This is a genomic window from Aquimarina spongiae (assembly GCF_900141785.1).
Classification (GTDB): Bacteria; Bacteroidota; Bacteroidia; order Flavobacteriales; family Flavobacteriaceae; genus Aquimarina; species Aquimarina spongiae.
In genome coordinates this window covers 156,112-174,450 of record NZ_FQYP01000002.1, presented here as the reverse complement: position 1 = coordinate 174,450, position 18,339 = coordinate 156,112, and the positions used below count along the sequence as shown (strand labels likewise).

Sequence of the window (18,339 nt, the reverse complement as noted above, 5' to 3'; positions counted from 1 at the left end):
GTGAGCCGTCTCTTATAAGATGGTGGTTTTAATTTTCTTCCACAACTTACTTAAAATGTAGACAGCGACAATAACAACTATTGTTAAAATAATTGCAAAAGTATATTCTCCATAGATCCAATATCCAGCAGCAAAAAGTACTCCATAGATCATAATACACCCTACAATCATTGCCAATATTCCTGAAGGAACACTCCATGTACTATTATCCGTAACAATATTTAGATCTTGGTGTTTCGCCCGTTGAATAGTACTTTTCCAACCAGGTCCTCCCGGTTGTATTTTTTTATAAAAATCGAATAATACCTTGTCGTCTTCTGGTTTGGTAACAAAGGTCACGATAAGCCAGATCACGGTAGTAATCCCTACAATTATTGGATATTTTGACCATCCAGGAAGCATTCCTTCAGCAAATAATGCATGGTCTACAGATTCTAATCCAAAAATTATAGATACGATTCCTGAGGCAAACATAGCAGAGATTTCGCTCCAGGCATTGATTCTCCACCAAAACCATCTCAAGATGAAAATAAGTCCGGTTCCCGCACCAAACATAATGATATAATCAAAGATCTGCTTAGCGTTGGTGAGCAATAATGCTAAGACGGCGCTAAGAATCATCAAAATAGCAGTACTTATTCTTCCTACGAGCACCAGCTCTTTTTCTGAAGCTTTTTTGTTGATTTGTTGGGCATAAAAATCATGTACGATGTAGGAAGATCCCCAGTTGAGATGCGTAGAAATAGTCGACATAAAAGCAGCTATTAGCGAAGCCAAAACAATACCTAACAGTCCGGAAGGTAGACGAGTAAGCATTGCCGAATATGCAATATCATGACCTATCTTATCTTTTTGCACTTTATCTTCGGGGAACGCTTGTCGTATTGCAGTTAACCCTTCTGAAGCAAAATAATAAGCATCCATTCGTTCGGCTTCTTCAGGAGTAAGGGCTCTCGTTTCTGACAACTTTTGCATTTCTATATAATTGCTTTTAGCAGCTTCCATAGTGTTGGCATCATCTTTTGGGTATAATACCAAAGAAGCGAGTGCTACCAAAATCCATGGCCATGGTCGGATAGCATAATGCATGATATTAAAAAATAGAGTAGCACCAATGGCATGATTCTCATTTTTGGCTGCCAGCATACGTTGCGCAATGTATCCACCACCACCAGGTTCAGCACCGGGATACCATGAACTCCACCATTGCACAGCAAGTGGAATGATTAATAATGATACCAATAATTCGGTATTATCAAAATCAGGAAGTAACGAGATCTTATCGGCCACTTGCGGATGAGCTATAAGATTGGCTACGCCATCTACCTCAGGTAAATTTACTATATAATAAGCCGCTCCAAGTGCACCTATCATTGCTGTAAAGAAAAGAATAAAATCTGTATATACTACTCCTTTAAACCCTCCAATAGCGCTAAAAATAACGGTTACTACCGAAGCAATCCCTACAGTTTCTAAGGCCGTTAACCCAAGCATCACTTGCCCAATTTTTATAGCGGCAAGGGTAACACCAGACATTGCGAGTACATTAAAAATGATCCCTAGATATACTGCTCTAAATCCACGTAAAAAATGCGCTGGTTTACCTCCATATCTTAGATCGTAAAATTCTATATCGGTATTTACATTGGACTTACGCCACAATTTGGCATATACAAATACAGTGAGTAAACCTGTAATCAAAAAAGCCCACCAAGCCCAGTTACCAGATACTCCTCCTTTCCTAACAATATCGGTAACCAAATTTGGAGTATCAGTAGAAAAGGTGGTGGCCACCATAGATAGTCCCAATAACCACCAGGGCATGTTTCTACCCGATAGAAAGAATTCGCTGGTATTTTTTCCCGAGGTTCTAGAAACCCAAATACCAATTAATAAAGTGAGTGTGAAAAATGAGAATATAAGAATAAGGTCTAGGGTTGAAAGTGTGATCATGTATAATGATATTTTAAATATGTAAATCTTTGTTGTTGCTGAAAATAGTTTCTTTTACGTGTTTGGAGTAGTTACGGCCAATCGGGATTCGTTTAGAATCGATTTCTACCAGATTGCCTTCAATAGATTTAATTTTATCGATAGCAATAGTATAGGAGCGGTGCACACGTATAAAATTGGAATCAGGTAACTCTTCCGTAATTCCTGTTAGCGATTTATGAACCAGATAATTACCATGTGTAGTAATCACCTTAATGTAATCTTTAAGGCTTTCGATGTAAAGAATATCTTTCAAGAGTATTTTTACCAGCTTTTTATCCACTTTAAGAAAAATAAAAGGATCCTTATTTCCTTGATACTCTTCATTTTTTGATTGGTCTTTATTAATTACTTGAGTAAGCTTATTGATGGTTTTTAAAAAACGATTAAAAGGAATAGGTTTTACCAAATAATCCAGTACGTCTAATTCAAAGCTCTCTACAGCATACTCGCGATACGCTGTAGTGATAATAATCTGATAGTTGTTTCTACTGTTTTTGATGAAATCTAATCCGTTCATCCCGGGCATATTGATATCCAGAAAGATGACATCGACTTCTCCTTGTTCTATAATTTCTAAGGCTTCTATAGGATTGTGAAAAGATCCTAAAAGTTCTATGTTTTTAAAAGAAGCCAGGTGCGATTCGATTACTTTTATCGCGAATGGCTCGTCATCTATTATAATGCATTTGACAATCATAGGATGGGGATTTTTAATAATACGTTAAACGTATTATCTATTACTTTGGTCTCTAAAGAGTATTTGTTTTTGTATAATAATTCTAGTCTTCGTCTTACATTTTCAATTCCGATACCTCTTTTTTTATCATCAGCATAATCAGAATTAAAGTTGTTTTTGGCTTTAAAAATGAGATGTTCGTTTTTCTCATTTTCAAAATGAATGTCAAGACGTACTTCTTCATTGTTTTTACTACCATGTTTAAAACAATTCTCGATAAAAGGTAGTAATAACAATGGAGGAATAGAAATATCATCAATGTTTCCTCTGATCTGAATTTCTGAGTTTACTTTTTCGCCATGTCGCAATCGTTCTAGTTCCAGGTAACTTTCAATATAGTTGATTTCATTAAGCAATCCAATTTTCGGTTCTTTAACATCGTACAAAACATACTGCATGATTTCAGATAATTTAAGAACCACATCTGAAGCTTTATCCGATTTTTCTATCGTTAAATAATATAAATTGTTTAAGGTGTTAAAGAAGAAATGAGGTTGTATTTGTGATTTTAGATATTTTAATTCAGTTTTGAGTTGTAATTGTTTCAACTGAGAATTCTTCTTTCGTTCGGCAATCCAATCCATGGTTAATTTTATCGCGGTAGCAAGTGCAACTACATATACTTCTCCAATGGTAACCGCTACAATATGATTAAAACTATAGGCTTTTTGGGTCCCGATAGCTTCTGGCCAGATATTGCTGGTCACTAATAGAAGATTAAGTTCTGTTCTTACTATGTATGCCACAGCCAAGGTTAATATGGCTGTGATAAGATAGAGTGGTAATTTTTTCTTAAGGACAAATTTGGGAATCAGATAATAAATATGAAAATAAGTAATTGGGATATGAATAAAGAATTCTACCAGATTTGATTTCAATGAATATACATAATCATCGAAGTAACTTCCCCAACGAATAAAATTGATTAAAAAATAGCCTGCCCAAAATATGAAATGATACTTTTTTGGCATTTTGTAACCATCAGATGTTGCTATCCAGTTAAACACGGTTTTTGATGTTTTTTGTGTGAATTTGTTAAAAAACGTGAAAAAATTATGTGTTTTTTTATTTAAAAACAAAATACTTTAAGGAATATTTTAAAAAGTGCTCAATCGCAAAAACGCTTATATGAGGAAATACGTCGTTTATTGTTTTTTTAATGCTGTTTAGATATTTAATTTCTTTTTCAAGTTTATTCATAAAACCTTTAAATCGGAAATAATCAAACAAATCAATCTTAATTTCATGAAAAGAACTATTCTAGTTTTTTCTGTTCTTTTAGCACTATTAATGACACAACAGGTCAAAGCGCAAGAAAAAACAATTTCGGGAACAGTAACTTCGACGGGAGAAAATGCCATGCCGCTCCCAGGAGTTAATGTAATTGTAAAAGGAACGGCAAAAGGGGCACAAACAGATTTTGATGGTAAATATACTATTACGGCATCTGCGGGCGATGTCTTGGAGTTTAGTTATGTGGGACTCACTACTATTTCCGTTACTGTCGGAGCATCAGATATAATCGACGTTGCTATGGAGGAGAATCTGGAGCAGCTCGATGATGTTGTTGTTACCGCGTTAGGTATCGCAAAAAGTAGAAAATCACTTACCTATGCTGCTCAGGATATTAATGCCGATGAACTAAACAAAGTACGGCAAACCAATCCGGTAAATAGTCTCTCCGGGAAAGTTTCTGGGGTAGTCGTAAACCGCAGCTCCTCAGGTGCTGGGGGATCGGTAAAAGTTACTTTGCGAGGAAATGCTTCATTAGGGAATAACCAACCCTTATATGTAATTGACGGGGTACCATTATCGAATCCTACAGGAGGGCAACCTTTGGATACTTTTGGAGATATTAACGGTGGAAACCGTGATGGAGGAGATGTATTGTCTTTAATAAATCCAGACGATATAGAATCCTTGACCGTTTTAAAAGGAGCTTCGGCATCTGCACTTTATGGAAGCGCTGGGTTAAACGGAGTGATATTGATTACTACCAAAAAAGGAAGAGCGGGATCTTTTAAGGTAGAAGCGTCTTCTAATTTATTAGTAGAGTCTGCGGCGTATTATATCGATCTTAACGATGAGGCTGAAAGTAATATTAAGGATTTCTTCAACAATGGGGTTACCAATATTAATGCGGTCTCTCTTTCTGGAGGAAGTGAGAAAGCGCAAACGTATTTTTCATATTCCAACACCTTTGCTTCTGGGATATTACCTACCAATAAAATGAGCCAGCATACGATAAACATTCGAGAGAATGCACAATTCTTCGACGGAGTTTTGACAGCTAGTGCTAATGTGTTGGCATCTACACAAACCATTGATAATCGACCAGTTTCAGGTTTGTATTTTAACCCACTTGTGGGAGCATACAACTTTGACTCTCCAGGAGAACGACTATCGGATTATGAGAATTTTGAAGAATTAGACCCTGATAGAAACATTCAAAGTCAACGCTGGTTTAGAGCGACTTCGGATATAGAACAAAACCCTTATTGGATATTAAACAGAAATGCTAGTGAGGACACTAATAGGAAGTTGTTAGCTTCAATGAATTTGAAATTCAAAATCAACGATTGGATTTCTGTTCAGAGTAGAGGTACGTATGATCAAACTTTTTTGAATTACGAGAAAAAGGTTCATGCAACTACCGAAGCTACGCTAGCACCCGCAAATGGAAGATATATTTTTACAGAGCAGGATATTAGACAACTTTACGGGGATGTGATCGCTACGATAAATAAACAGTTTAATACCATTTCACTATCTGCAAATGTCGGGACGAGTACGACGAGAACTACCGTAGAATTATTAAATGCAGACTCTGGAACTAACGGAGGCTTACAATTTGCGAATGTATTTTCTATTCAGAATTTTAATGCAAACCCACAAGTTTCTCTATTTCAAAGTTCGTTAGATAAAAAGGTAAACTCAATTTTTGCCAGTGCTACCATTGGATTTAATGAAAAGGTATTTGTAGATCTAACAGCAAGAAATGATTGGTCTTCTTCTTTACCTTCTAGCAATAATTCCTACTTCTATCCATCGGCGGGTATTACAGGTATTTTGACCGAGATTTTTGATATGGGAGAGAAGATTTCCTTTGCAAAAATAAGAGGATCTTATGCTCAAGTAGGTAATGACGTACCAGCAAACACAGTGTTTCCTGAACGACAAATTCTTTTTGGAGGTGGATTAAGTCCTTTGGATCCGGTAAGACCTTTGGGCGAAGTTCGTCCAGAACAACAAAGCTCATTTGAGATAGGAACCGAGTGGAGATTCTTTGATAATCGATTTGGGTTTGATATTGGGTATTATCACACCAGTACTGTGGATCAATATTTTCAAGTACCGGTATCTACTGGAACAGGTTCTGTAACTGTAGGAGTAAACTCTGGAGATATCATTAACGAAGGATTCGAAGCGTCAATTTTTGTTACTCCAGTTCAAACAGGAAATTTTAAATGGACTTCGAATATCAATTTTGCAGCTAATGATAATGAGGTTCAAGAAATCAGCAACCCATCTGATGATGTACAAATTGATAATCAAGTGATTTCGCCTCCTGGGGTAAATACTTTTGCCTCTTATTTGGTAGAAGGTGGACAGTATGGAGATATCTATGCGCAAGTGGTAAAACGTGATGCCAACGGAAGACCTGTAGTTGACGCAGGAGCTATAGTAATCAATGATGAAAACCCAGACAATACCATTGCGGGACTAGAAAAGGTGGGTAACGCGAATCCTGACTTTACCTTGGGGTGGAACAACACCATGACTTATAAAAATATTAGTTTGGATTTCTTGATCGATGGAAAATTTGGTGGAGAAACCATCAGTATGACTGAAGCTATTGTAGAAGGTTTGAGCAATAATACACAAAGAGAAACCGAAAATGCATTGATCGAAGTGGTAAGTCCAACGGGAGATGTATCGACTTTGACTGCACAAGAATATTATGGACTTGCAGGAGGAAGAAATGGATTTACCGGAGAGTATGTATACAGCGCTACCAATGTACGTCTGGCCGAAATTGCTTTGGGATATAATTTCCAGCTTTCAGAAAATTCTTTTTTCAGAAGTATAAAGGCTTCGTTAATCGGTAACAATTTATTCTTCTTTTATAAAGATGCTCCGCATGATCCGAACGTGACTTTAAGTACAGGAAATGCTTTGCAAGGTGTTGATGTATTAGGACTTCCTTCAACCAGAAGTTGGGGGTTGAATGTTAATCTAAGTTTCTAAAATTAGTAAAATGAAAAACAGCAATATATTTTTATCGGGGTTTGTGGTGATATCACTCTTCTTGTCTTCCTGTGCTGAAGGTTTAGAAGATCTGGATGGAAACCCCAGAAACATTACTCAAGAACAATTAGAAGTAGACTTTCAGAATGTAGGATCTTTATATAAACCTATGTTCGAGAATATCTATCAATATACGCCACCATGGTCTTTTCAATTACAGCAAAATCTGAATGCAGATGTGTTTTCTGGATATATGACGAATCCAAGACCTTTTGTAGCTGGGGCAAACAATACCACCTATAATTTGGTAAGTGGTTGGAATAATTTCATTTGGAGTGTACCGTACTCTAATGTAATGAACAATGCCAAGACCATTGAAAACGAAACCCGGGAAACATTTCCAGAGTTGTTCGCAGTTTCTCAAATACTTAAAGTTACTGCTATGCACAGAGTATCTGATGTATTTGGGCCAATAGTGTATACCAAATTTGGAGAATCTGCAACTACGAGTGAGTATGACTCACAGGAGGAAGCTTACAATGCTTTTTTCGCAGATCTGGAAGAAGCTATTCAAATACTATCAGATAATATTGATAGTCCAAGGTTTGCAGCTTTTGATTTAGCCTATGGCGGAAATTATGAGAACTGGATTAAGTATGCCAATGCACTTCGATTACGTTTAGCAATTCGAATTTCAAAAGTAGCACCTACCAAGGCACAATCCGAAGGTGAGAAATCATTGAATCATCCTGTAGGACTTATCGAAGCTAATCCTGATGGTTTTTTTGTGAATGGAACATTAGATCATCCGGTACGCACTATTAATAATTCCTGGGGAGATATCCGTATGAATGCTTCGATGGAATCTATTTTGGTAGGATATGAAGACCCTAGAGTTGGTAGCTACTTTAATACTTCAGAAGTTGAAGAAGGAGTATACAAAGGAGTTCGAAATGGATTACCACTTTTACCAGGGTATGATGATGAGCTTGCGCAAAAAGCAGACTATGTTACTTTTTCTTTATTGGCAGATGAAGTGTTGACGCCACGAGTGCAATTGATGGCAGCAGCCGAAGTATTTTTCTTAAAAGCAGAAGCGGGATTAAGAGGTTGGACTGGTGCAGGAGATGTTCAAGGTAATTACGAGCAAGGAATTACCACCTCATTTCAGCAATATGGCTTAGGAGGGATATCAGATTATGTCTCTAATGGTACAAGAACCCCCATGGATTATGTAGATCCTGTTACACCAGGAAATAGTATAAATGCTTTAAGCACCATCACTATTGCTTGGGACGATGCAGCTACCAACGAAGAAAAACTGGAGCGTATCATTACTCAAAAATGGATCGCATTATTCCCAGAAGGACAAGAGGCATGGAGTGAATATAGACGTACTGGATATCCTAAAATATTCCCCGTAGTGAGTAACCAGAGTGGAGGAGTAGTGGATACCGATCTTCAAATCAGAAGGATACCTTTTGTAGATAGCGAATTACAAACCAACCCAGATGGTGTGGCTGATGCCGTGACCAAATTGGGAGGGCCAGACAATGCAGGTACACGTCTTTGGTGGGATGTGCCTGGAGGAAATTTCTAACACACATGTGATTTTAAAGAGAGAAATAGTGAATTGTATTCCGTTTCTCTCTTTTTTCCTTCTTTAAATGAAATATAATAACAAGAATGCATGAGATAAATACTACCTAACACAAACATCTAACTATATATTATGAAATCAATGAAAAGAATTATCACAGTAGTTGCGATGCTAGCATTATTGTTTTCTTGCAATAATGAAAGCTTTATAAATGATCTCAGAGAGGAAGATCCATCCGTTCAGCTTGATAGAAAAACTGTGCTTACACAACCCATTATTTTGGGATATTTCCCATCATGGTCAGAGAGTTGGACTACCACAGGTCAGGGTTCTAAACTTAGAGATATTCCCAAACATGTTACCCACGTGTTTCTCGCTTTTGCAAGACCTAATCTACGATATCAGAAAGGATCACTGGATATAACAAATACAGGTATCCAAACACCGTATGGAGGTGCTACGCTTAAAGAATCTGTAGCTATCTTAAAATCAAAAGGGACCAAAGTGATACTATCCGTAGGAGGAGAGACGTATTGGGGATCGGATGCTGCTTATGATATTAACTATCAACAAATCAAGGATCTTGTCGATGACATGGGATTTGAAGGGATCGACTGGGATTTTGAACCCAATGGGAGTTTTGCTACTATAGGAGAACCTATTAATGTGCAACGATTTATTGATTTTTTCAATAACTCAAGAGCGATAATGCCCAAAGGACAGTACCTATTAGCCTGTGCGCCAGCAGGAGTTGGAGCATTAGGAGGATTAAATAATGATGATCCTTCCTCACCGTTTGCTTATAGCAAGAGGAATAGCGTAACTGGAGAATCTGATGCTAATTTATATAATGCTACTTCTCCAAATCAAGCTATTAGTTTATATGGCTTTGCTACCACAGGGCATATGATTCCGGTGATGGAAGCTGTGGGAGATAAAATAGATCTAATAGCCTATCAAGGGTATAATACCGGAGCTGCAAGTAACCGAAAAATAATGTATGATGCTTACAAACATTATGCAGATCGATATGGTTTCTCGATTGCAGCAGGGACACATTATCCAGATGAGCCATGGGGGCCGTATTATACGTATACTTATCAAACTATGGCGGATCTATCTGCTCATATAGGAGCAACTAATGTGAACAATGATGGGATTATGATTTGGCAATTATTGTTGGGAGATGGGAACTCTTCTGCATATGGATATTTGTATGTAGCAAGTCAGGTGTTGGATGGAGTATCGCAATCCCAAGCCATCGCGAATGCAGAAAACTACCCAGAATCACCATATGATGGTGGAGACGGCGGAGGTGATGGCGGTGGAGATGGTACCGGATGTAATTCGGCACAATGGAACTCGGCTACAGCATATCAAGGTGGTCAGGAAGCGGTATACCAAAATCAATTATATCGTGCAAAATGGTGGACCCAAGGTGATGTGCCCTCCTCGAATACTGGAAATGGTAAACCTTGGGAATTGCTACAGAATTGTGGTGATGGTGGAGGCGATGGAAGTAATCAACTACCTTCGGTAGCGATCACTTCTCCATCAAATAACACCACGTTTACTCAAGGTACCGCGATAGTGATTTCTGCCAATGCATCTGATAGCGATGGGACCGTTACTAGAGTAGAGTTTTTTGAAGGAAACACCAAATTAGGCGAAGATACTACAAGCCCATACAGTTATTCATGGACTAATGCAGGTACTGGAAATTATACCATTACCGCAATTGCCACGGATAATGCTGGAGGAACAACAACTTCTTCTGCGGTTGCAATCTCAGTACAATCTGATGGAGGAGGTAGTGGTTCTTGCGCCGGAGTTGCCAATTGGGAAGCTTACCCACAAATATACAACCAAGGAGATCAGGTGGTATATCAAGGAGTGTTGTATGAGGCACAAACCGGACCAATTTGGGTAATTCCAGGAAGTGGAGAACACTGGTGGAAAACCATACGTTCATGTGATTAGAAATGTATAAATGTTAGTTTTTAATTGGAGAAACCTCTGTAAAAAGTGTGGCTGCTATTTATGGAGGTTTTTTGTTTCAAATTGGTATTCCAAAAACTTCAACTCGTTGTTTTTGGTAAAAATCAGAATGTACTTTTTGTTTTTGATAGTAATAAACCTGCAAGCTTTAGCTTGTAATTGCTGTAATGTATCAGATAGCAGATAAGAAGCAAATTGGGTTTGATCTGTATTTCCGAATAAGAAATACCCTTTGTTACCATCATAACGAATAGTTTCGGTTTCAGCTTCATATAGAGATCCGATACCAAAAACATCTTTATTACCATCTTGATTAAAGTCTTCTACCAAAAAATCGGTTGAAGGACCAAATTGAGCAGTAATAGGCAGTTCTTGAACATCAAAATTTCCTTGTCCCTTGTTTTTTAATAACAAGCTGGTAAAACAGGTAGCAGTATAATGAACTGCATTATTTAGAGCTTCTTGACCATAAATTTCGGGTAAAGAAGCAGCAGCAAATGAATTATACGTCTTAAATTTTTCAGAAAGCCTAGGGATTTGCTGAGACGAACATTCCTTTCCTCTAACAGGCAGCAAAACTCCTTTTTTTGTGGTTTTACTTAGGACAATGTCAATGCTATGGTCAGCATCAAAATCCTTGGCGTATATATGGAAAGGTTTATCTGTAGAGGGATGAAATTTATTATTCTCACCCAAGTTACCTAAGAGGTAATCGATATCACCATCATTATCAATGTCTGAACTTGAAATTTTAAAAAACCAACCAGACAAATCATTTAGCGCTTTGATATCTGCAGCCTCAAATTTTCCCTTTTTATTTTCAAGAATTGTAGGGGAAGACCATTCGCCAACAACCACAAGATCAAGATCACCATCACTATCATAATCAGAAAATAATGCATCATTGATGTGATTGATATTTGACAGGTCTTTTGCTATATCCTGAGTAGCATCAATAAACTTTCCGTTTTCGTTTTTCAAAATATAGGAAGGATAAGCAGAAGGGTACTTACCTGGTATAAAGCCTCCTCCGATGAAAATATCTTCATCTTGATCGTTGTCAAAATCTGCAATAGCAATTCCTCCTGATACCGTTTGAATTTTAGGTAATAGATTTTCTTTTCTTGTAAAATTTCCTTGACCAGTATTCTCATAAATTCTATCCTGCAGATAAGGTTTGTCTGCAATATTTTCATAACTCCCGGAAGCAACATACAAATCCTGATCCCCATCGTTGTCATAGTCAAAAAACAGTGCTTTTCGATCTTCAAAATTACTATCCTTTTCAAAAGTGTTTTGACTCATGATAGAAAAAGAACCTGAATTATCTTGAATATAAAGCATGGCACTAGCACCCTTTGCATTCCCGACAAAGAAATCTTCTAAACCATCGTTATTTACATCAGCTACTGCAATTGGAGTTCCTTTTTCGCTTTGCTTTTGGGGGAGTAATAGTTGTAACGCATAATCATCAAATTGGGTTTCCTGATGGTTGTAAGTTACTCCAAATGCATTGCTAGGATGGACTTTTATTGCGACTGTCTCTGTCGTTTGTGATTTTGAGAATGCTTCTTTCTTTTTATAGTCAATATGAAGTTTTTGATTTGCCACAACATTTTTTAAAGAACTGGATTGATTGTTGGGCCAATCAACCACAATGCTGTCTATGATTTCGGTTTTGCCCAGGCCAAAATGTAGGTTGTTGGTTACCGAAGATTGAAAACCTCTACAGGTATAATACATTTTCATCTGTTGATGTTGATTGGTGTATACCTTAATGCGAGTTCCCAAAAGTGTATTATTGTTTTCAGGATTAGACAATGTGATACTTATGAAGTTGTTGGATTGTTGATTCTGGTAGATACTAGCAATGACATCTTGATTGTTTAAGACAATATCCAAATCACCGTCGTTATCAAGATCCACATAGGCTGCACCATTAGAGTTTATTTTGTGATGTAGCCCCCATTCTTGGTTTTTGTTTTGAAACTGATACGTGCCGGCATTCGAAAATATTTTGTTTTCCAAAGTGGTAGAAGGCATCATACCTATGGCTTCTTGTAAAGTGACTTTCTGTTGATTGAGGATATTGTTTCGCATACTATTTCTAAAATCCTGATTAGAAAGATCATGTTTGATACCATTGGTAACCAAAAGATCGTTATACCCGTTATTATCAAAATCTGCAATTAAAGGAGCCCAACTCCAGTCGGTTTTGGAAATGCCTGATAATTGCCCAATTTCACTATAAGATCCATCTCCCAAATTCAACTGAAGCATATTAGACATATATTGATAATGATATCCTATATCCACCAAATACTTGAAGTTATCAGTGCTCATGGTTGCCATGTTTTCTTTACTTCTTTGATGATCTTCGGCAAGCATGTCTAAAACAATAAGATCTGGTTTTAGGTCGTTATTGATATCTGCATAATCTGATCCCATGCTATTGGCAGAAATATGGTCAAAAGTTTCAAGAATCCGATTAGTAAAAGTCCCATCCTTATTGTTGATATAAAGGAAATCAGGTTCCAAAAAATCATTAGCCACATGAATATCCGGCCATCCATCCTCATCAAAATCACCAATTGCTGCGCTCAGTCCCCAGGCTTTATTTAGAATTCCGGAAGTTTGTGTGACGTTTTTAAATTTTCCGGTTACATTTTCAAAGAGCTGATCTGTACTTTCTGGATCAATATTGTTTTGTATTCTAGGATCAACAACCACATTATTGTTAAAATCAGCACGATGATTGACCAGGTACATATCCACATCACCGTCTTTATCGTAATCTAGGTAATAGGCTTGAGTAGAATAGGCTTCACTATCCAGTCCATAGACTTTTGCTTGCTCTAGAAAAGTTCCATCTCGTTGGTTAATATATAATTTGTTTTTCCTTTTTTCAGAATCATGTAAAGAACCCGATTTGCATACGTAAATATCTATCCATCCATCATTGTTGATATCTATCATTGATACACCGGTAGTCCAACCAGTAGCATCTTCAACTCCGGCTTTTTCAGTAATATCTTCAAAAATAAAATTTCCTTTATTTAGGTATAATTTATTACTGTTTTGATTAGAGCTAAAATACAGATCTTCTAATCCATCATTATTGATATCTCCCACTGCAATTCCTCCGCCGTTGTATATGTACGAATAGTTTAGGAAGTTAAATGATAAGGTTTCAGACACTTCGTTTTTGAAATAAATATTAGAAACAGAAGGATCAACCATTTTGAATAATGATTCCTTTTCTTGAACTTTCTTATGGTTACCGTTTTGATGTTCTGTATTGCAATGAATAAGAGACAGGAATACTAAAATCCAGAATTTTCTAAAGACCATTTTCGAAGACAAATTTCTATAAGAAATCAAAGTAATCAACTTTGTGTCAATTCCCGAATTTATGCTCTATATAGCATGCTTTTGTCGACATACAACCAGATTTTAAATATAGGTGTTTTTCTGGTGCAACAACAAGGTTTATGGGGCTAATGGGACTCCAAAAAATTATTAGTGATTTTTTGCTTCATCATCTAGTGCAATTTTTATTGTCATTTGTGATTGCTTTCATGTCATCTGTCGAAAAACTTTTCATAAAAGCCATATAGGTAATAGTTTCATTTTCGATAAGCCATTAAACAACATAACTTAAGTTACGCAATGAGTACACAAACAAAGTACGATTCCTCGATCAATAATAGCAACGGGCCTTATTACAAGGATATCAGCTATCGCGAAGCTGGAAAATTTGAAGAGACACGGTTTGAAAAAATCCATAATGTGATTTTTAAGAGTTCGGATTATGCTTCTATCATTATTGCACAAGAAATAGCAGGGTTAATCAAAGAAAAGCAAGCACAACAAGAATCTTGTGTTTTGGGATTGGCTACAGGTTCTTCGCCAATAAAGGTGTATGAAGAACTAGTACGAATGCATAAGGAAGAAGGTCTAAGTTTTGCCAATGTGGTTACGTTTAATCTGGACGAGTATTTCCCAATGGAAAAGGGCAATGTACAGAGTTACCACTATTTCATGCACGAACACCTGTTTAATCATGTAGATATTTTACCAGAAAATATTCATATTCCTGATGGGACTATTCCACAGGAACAAATCCATCAATATTGCATCGATTACGAATTAAAAATAAACTCCTTTGGTGGATTGGATTTTCAACTGTTAGGGATCGGTAGAACTGGGCATATTGGATTTAATGAACCAGGATCTCATTATAATTCGGTAACTCGAAGTATCACTCTGGATCACCTTACACGATCTGATGCTGCTCCTGCTTTTTTTGGTATCGAAAATGTTCCCAAAAAAGCAATTACGATGGGTATTGGGACCATTAAAAAAGCAAAGCGAATTGTCATTATGGCTTGGGGACATAAAAAGGCAGAAGTCGTAAAGGAAACTATAGAAGGAATGGTTTCTTCAGAAGTACCTGCTTCGTATTTGCAGCGTCATGAAAATACCACATTTGTTTTGGATAAGGAGGCTGCAGAAGAGCTTACAAGAATCAAAACTCCTTGGTTAGTTGGTCCTTGCCGTTGGAACGAAAAAAACAAGAATAAAGCCATTATCTGGTTGAGTCAAAAAGTGCAAAAACCAATTCTAAAATTAACAGACAAGGATTATAATGACCATGGAATGTCAGGACTTTTGGCGGAAGAAGGTTCTTCATATGAACTAAATATCAGAATGTTCAACACCTTACAGCATACCATTACCGGATGGCCAGGTGGGAAACCAAATGCTGATGATACCTATAGGCCAGAGCGCAATACCCCACATAAAAAGAGAGTGTTGATTCTAAGTCCTCATCCCGATGACGATGTGATTTCTATGGGAGGAACATTTCTTCGCTTGATAGAACAAGATCATATTGTACATGTAGCGTATCAGACCTCTGGAAATATTGCAGTGTCTGATGAAGAGGCCATAAAATATGCAGAGGTGATACAAAATATGTTACCTGCAACTGATAAGGAAAACATCGGTTCAATCATTTTGGAACTCAAAAGGAAACAGGAACGGATGATAGATTCTGAATCAACGAGATCTTTAAAGGGATTGATCCGTAGAGGAGAATCTTATGGAGCGACACGATTTTTGGGCTTGCCAGATGCGTATGTACATTTTCTTGACCTTCCTTTTTACGAAACCGGAACGGTAAAGAAAAATCCATACGGACCGGAAGATAAAAAACGATTAACCAACTTGATCAAGAAAGTCAAACCCCATCAAATCTATGCGGCGGGAGACCTGGCAGATCCTCATGGAACACATAAAGTATGTTTGGATGTGTTATTTGAAGTGTTAAATGATCTGAGAGAAGAAGAATATATGAAGGATTGTTGGGTATGGCTATACCGAGGAGCTTGGCAAGAATGGGATATTCATGATATAGAAATGGCAGTTCCTTTAAGTCCTGATGAGGTACTAAAGAAACGCAAGGCCATATTTTTTCATCAGTCTCAAAAGGATGGAGTAATGTTTCAAGGAGATGACTCTAGAGAATTTTGGGTAAGAGCAGAAGAACGAAATCAACAAACAGCAGAAAAGTATCACAAACTAGGTTTAGCAGAATATGAAGCCATAGAGGCTTTTAAGCGATATCATTTTTAAAAAAAGTTAATGAAAAAAATATATTGGATCGCCCTAATACTTGGGACAATGCAATTAGTTACAGCACAAACAACGGATCAGTATTCATATAATTTAATGCCTTGGCCAAAAGAGATTCATCAAGGTGCAGGAAATTATGTAATAAAAGAGGATTTTACCCTTTTTATTCAAAATGTGTCTTCTCAACGATTGCATAATGGAGCTACTCGTTTTTTAAGACGATTAAGTGGAAGAACAGGGGTGTTTTTTGAAGAAGGCTTCCCACAAAAAGTAAAAAGTGCTCCATCATTTATTATTGAAGTTGAACGAGAAGGAAGTTTACAAAACTTTGATGATGAGTCATATTCGCTGCAGATAACAGATAAGACTATTTATCTCAAATCGATAACTGATATTGGTGCTCTAAGAGGCCTGGAAACCTTGTTGCAATTAGTAACCCCCAGTGCTAACTATTTTTATATTCCTGCATTGAATATTGAAGATGCGCCAAGGTTTCCTTGGCGTGGTTTGATGATCGATGTAGCTCGGCACTATCAACCTTTGGACGTGTTAAAACGAAACCTTGATGCTATGGCAGCTGTTAAACTCAATGTTTTTCATTGGCATCTAACCGATGATCAAGGGTTTAGATTGGAATCAAAACGACACCCGAAATTGCATGAACTTGGTTCTGACGGAGAGTACTACACACATGAGGAGATAAAAGAGATCATTCAATATGCAGCAGAGAGAGGGATTAGGGTAATACCAGAAATAGATGTTCCCGGGCATGCATCTGCGTTGCTTACGGCGTATCCAGAGTTGGGAAGTAAAAAGGATACCTATACTATCGAACGGTATGCTGGTATTTTTGATCCTACTTTGGATCCTACCAACGAGAAGACGTATCAAATACTGGAGGATGTATTTACGGAAATAGCAGAACTATTTCCTGATCCTTATGTTCATATTGGAGGTGATGAAAACGAGGGGAAACACTGGGACGAAAACCCTGAAATCATGGCCTTCAAAAAGAAACACGGTTTTCAATCAAATCACGATTTACAAACCCATTTCAATCTCAGATTACAAAAGATATTAGAAAAACTAGGTAAAAGGTTAGTAGGATGGGAAGAGATTATGACGCCACAAATGCCAACAACTGCATTAATTCATTCATGGAGAGGCGTAGAGGAAGGGCTACAACCAGGTGAGTCATTGGCTAAAGCGGCACAAAAAGGACATTATTCTATTTTGTCTACAGGGTATTATATCGATCGTATGCATGATGTAAATAACCATTATTTAGTAGACCCACTACCAAAATCATTTAGCTTAACAAAAGAGGAGCAAAAGAAAATTTTAGGAGGAGAAGTTACCATGTGGGGAGAATTGGTAACACCACTTACTATTGATTCCAGGATCTGGCCAAGAACTGCTGCAATAGCCGAACGGTTTTGGTCACCGGCTACTGTTACTGATATACAACACATGAGAAAACGACTCACTATGATCAGTTTTCGACTAGAAGAACTTGGGCTCACTCATCTTAAAAATCAAAATGTGATCCTAAGAAATATCTCCAATGGGTATCAGACAGATGCACTTCAGAAATTAACCAAAGTCTGTCAACCTTTACAAAAATACAGCCGCAATAAGGGAGGAACAGAGTACAAATCGTATTCGCCCTTTACCTTATTTGCAGATGCTTGTACTACAGATGCACCGGATGCTTATCAATTTAGTCAATTGGTGGATACGTTTATTACTGAAGCCGAAGTAGCTCAGAAACCACTAGAATCCATGTTTCATCAATGGATAGCAAATCACGAAGAATTACTTGTTCTGAAAGGAGAAACTCCTCTGGTTTCAGAGTTGTTGGAACTATCATCGGCGTTAAAGAATGTTTCAGCGTTTTTCTTGAAAATTCTGAAACAAGAAGGGGTGTCCAAAGCTGATGCAAATGATTTCGCTTCCCTGATGAACATCATCAAAGAACCTCGAGCGGATGTCGAGATCGTGACTTATGACGCTTTTATGAAGTTGTTTGAGCATTTAAAGAAAAGTGAATTGTAGTACTTGATACGATATTAACCAGTTTCTTCCGGTTTTGTTGAATTTTTGATGTACATGCTATTAGTGATAA

The 18,339-nt window shown here is 37.3% G+C and carries 9 protein-coding genes; 5 read left to right on the top strand and 4 right to left on the bottom strand.

Features of this window, described 5'->3' with window-relative positions; all coding sequences use genetic code 11:
* Positions 1–12 precede the first annotated feature (12 nt).
* The 3 genes from BUE24_RS24235 to BUE24_RS05425 are packed head-to-tail and all read right to left on the bottom strand — an operon-like array spanning position 13 to position 3,702.
* Complete coding sequence (locus tag BUE24_RS24235; protein ID WP_244548125.1) at positions 13–1,953, bottom strand: sodium:solute symporter family protein; 1,941 nt, start codon at positions 1,951–1,953, stop codon at positions 13–15.
* 13 nt (positions 1,954–1,966) lie between these two features.
* Positions 1,967–2,692, bottom strand: coding sequence for a LytR/AlgR family response regulator transcription factor (locus BUE24_RS05430; RefSeq protein ID WP_073314759.1), 726 nt, complete (start codon positions 2,690–2,692; stop codon positions 1,967–1,969).
* Positions 2,689–3,702 carry a sensor histidine kinase gene (locus BUE24_RS05425; protein WP_073315347.1) on the bottom strand — a complete coding sequence of 338 codons (1,014 nt, stop codon included), beginning with the start codon at positions 3,700–3,702 and terminating at the stop codon, positions 2,689–2,691. The genes BUE24_RS05430 and BUE24_RS05425 overlap by 4 nt, the downstream gene beginning before the upstream one ends.
* A 274-nt stretch (positions 3,703–3,976) precedes the next feature.
* Between BUE24_RS05425 and BUE24_RS05420 the strand changes: the two genes are divergently transcribed.
* The 3 genes from BUE24_RS05420 (at position 3,977) to BUE24_RS05410 (ending at position 10,559) form a co-directional block, all read left to right on the top strand.
* Positions 3,977–6,979 (top strand): TonB-dependent receptor plug domain-containing protein, encoded by a 3,003-nt coding sequence (locus tag BUE24_RS05420; RefSeq protein WP_073314757.1) that lies wholly within the window; start codon positions 3,977–3,979, stop codon positions 6,977–6,979.
* Positions 6,980–6,989: 10 nt separating this feature from the next.
* Positions 6,990–8,579 carry a RagB/SusD family nutrient uptake outer membrane protein gene (locus BUE24_RS05415; protein WP_073314752.1) on the top strand — a complete coding sequence of 530 codons (1,590 nt, stop codon included), beginning with the start codon at positions 6,990–6,992 and terminating at the stop codon, positions 8,577–8,579.
* A gap of 132 nt (positions 8,580–8,711) precedes the next feature.
* A complete protein-coding gene (locus BUE24_RS05410; RefSeq protein ID WP_084549413.1) occupies positions 8,712–10,559 on the top strand; it encodes an Ig-like domain-containing protein in 1,848 nt (615 codons plus the stop codon).
* A 54-nt stretch (positions 10,560–10,613) separates the two neighbouring features.
* Here the strand turns inward: BUE24_RS05410 and BUE24_RS05405 are convergent, their stop codons facing one another.
* Positions 10,614–13,928, bottom strand: a complete 3,315-nt coding sequence (locus BUE24_RS05405; protein ID WP_073315346.1) for a VCBS repeat-containing protein — start codon at positions 13,926–13,928, stop codon at positions 10,614–10,616.
* Positions 13,929–14,246: 318 nt separating this feature from the next.
* Between BUE24_RS05405 and nagB the strand changes: the two genes are divergently transcribed.
* Together nagB and BUE24_RS05395 are read left to right on the top strand one after the other, a co-directional pair.
* Entirely contained in the window at positions 14,247–16,214 is a 1,968-nt protein-coding gene (gene nagB, locus BUE24_RS05400; protein ID WP_073314748.1) for a glucosamine-6-phosphate deaminase, read from the top strand.
* A gap of 9 nt (positions 16,215–16,223) precedes the next feature.
* On the top strand, positions 16,224–18,269 hold the full coding sequence (locus BUE24_RS05395; protein ID WP_073314746.1) for a beta-N-acetylhexosaminidase: 2,046 nt from the start codon (positions 16,224–16,226) through the stop codon (positions 18,267–18,269).
* The last annotated feature ends 70 nt before the right edge of the window (positions 18,270–18,339 follow it).

What these genes read in the sequence shown, in the direction of transcription:
- BUE24_RS24235 (WP_244548125.1), bottom strand. Translation starts at nt 1,953, where the DNA reads ATGATCACACTTTCAACCCTAGACCTTATTCTTATATTCTCATTTTTC.
- BUE24_RS05430 (WP_073314759.1), bottom strand. Translation starts at nt 2,692, where the DNA reads ATGATTGTCAAATGCATTATAATAGATGACGAGCCATTCGCGATAAAA.
- BUE24_RS05425 (WP_073315347.1), bottom strand. Translation starts at nt 3,702, where the DNA reads ATGCCAAAAAAGTATCATTTCATATTTTGGGCAGGCTATTTTTTAATC.
- BUE24_RS05420 (WP_073314757.1), top strand. Translation starts at nt 3,977, where the DNA reads ATGAAAAGAACTATTCTAGTTTTTTCTGTTCTTTTAGCACTATTAATG.
- BUE24_RS05415 (WP_073314752.1), top strand. Translation starts at nt 6,990, where the DNA reads ATGAAAAACAGCAATATATTTTTATCGGGGTTTGTGGTGATATCACTC.
- BUE24_RS05410 (WP_084549413.1), top strand. Translation starts at nt 8,712, where the DNA reads ATGAAATCAATGAAAAGAATTATCACAGTAGTTGCGATGCTAGCATTA.
- BUE24_RS05405 (WP_073315346.1), bottom strand. Translation starts at nt 13,928, where the DNA reads ATGGTCTTTAGAAAATTCTGGATTTTAGTATTCCTGTCTCTTATTCAT.
- nagB (WP_073314748.1), top strand. Translation starts at nt 14,247, where the DNA reads ATGAGTACACAAACAAAGTACGATTCCTCGATCAATAATAGCAACGGG.
- BUE24_RS05395 (WP_073314746.1), top strand. Translation starts at nt 16,224, where the DNA reads ATGAAAAAAATATATTGGATCGCCCTAATACTTGGGACAATGCAATTA.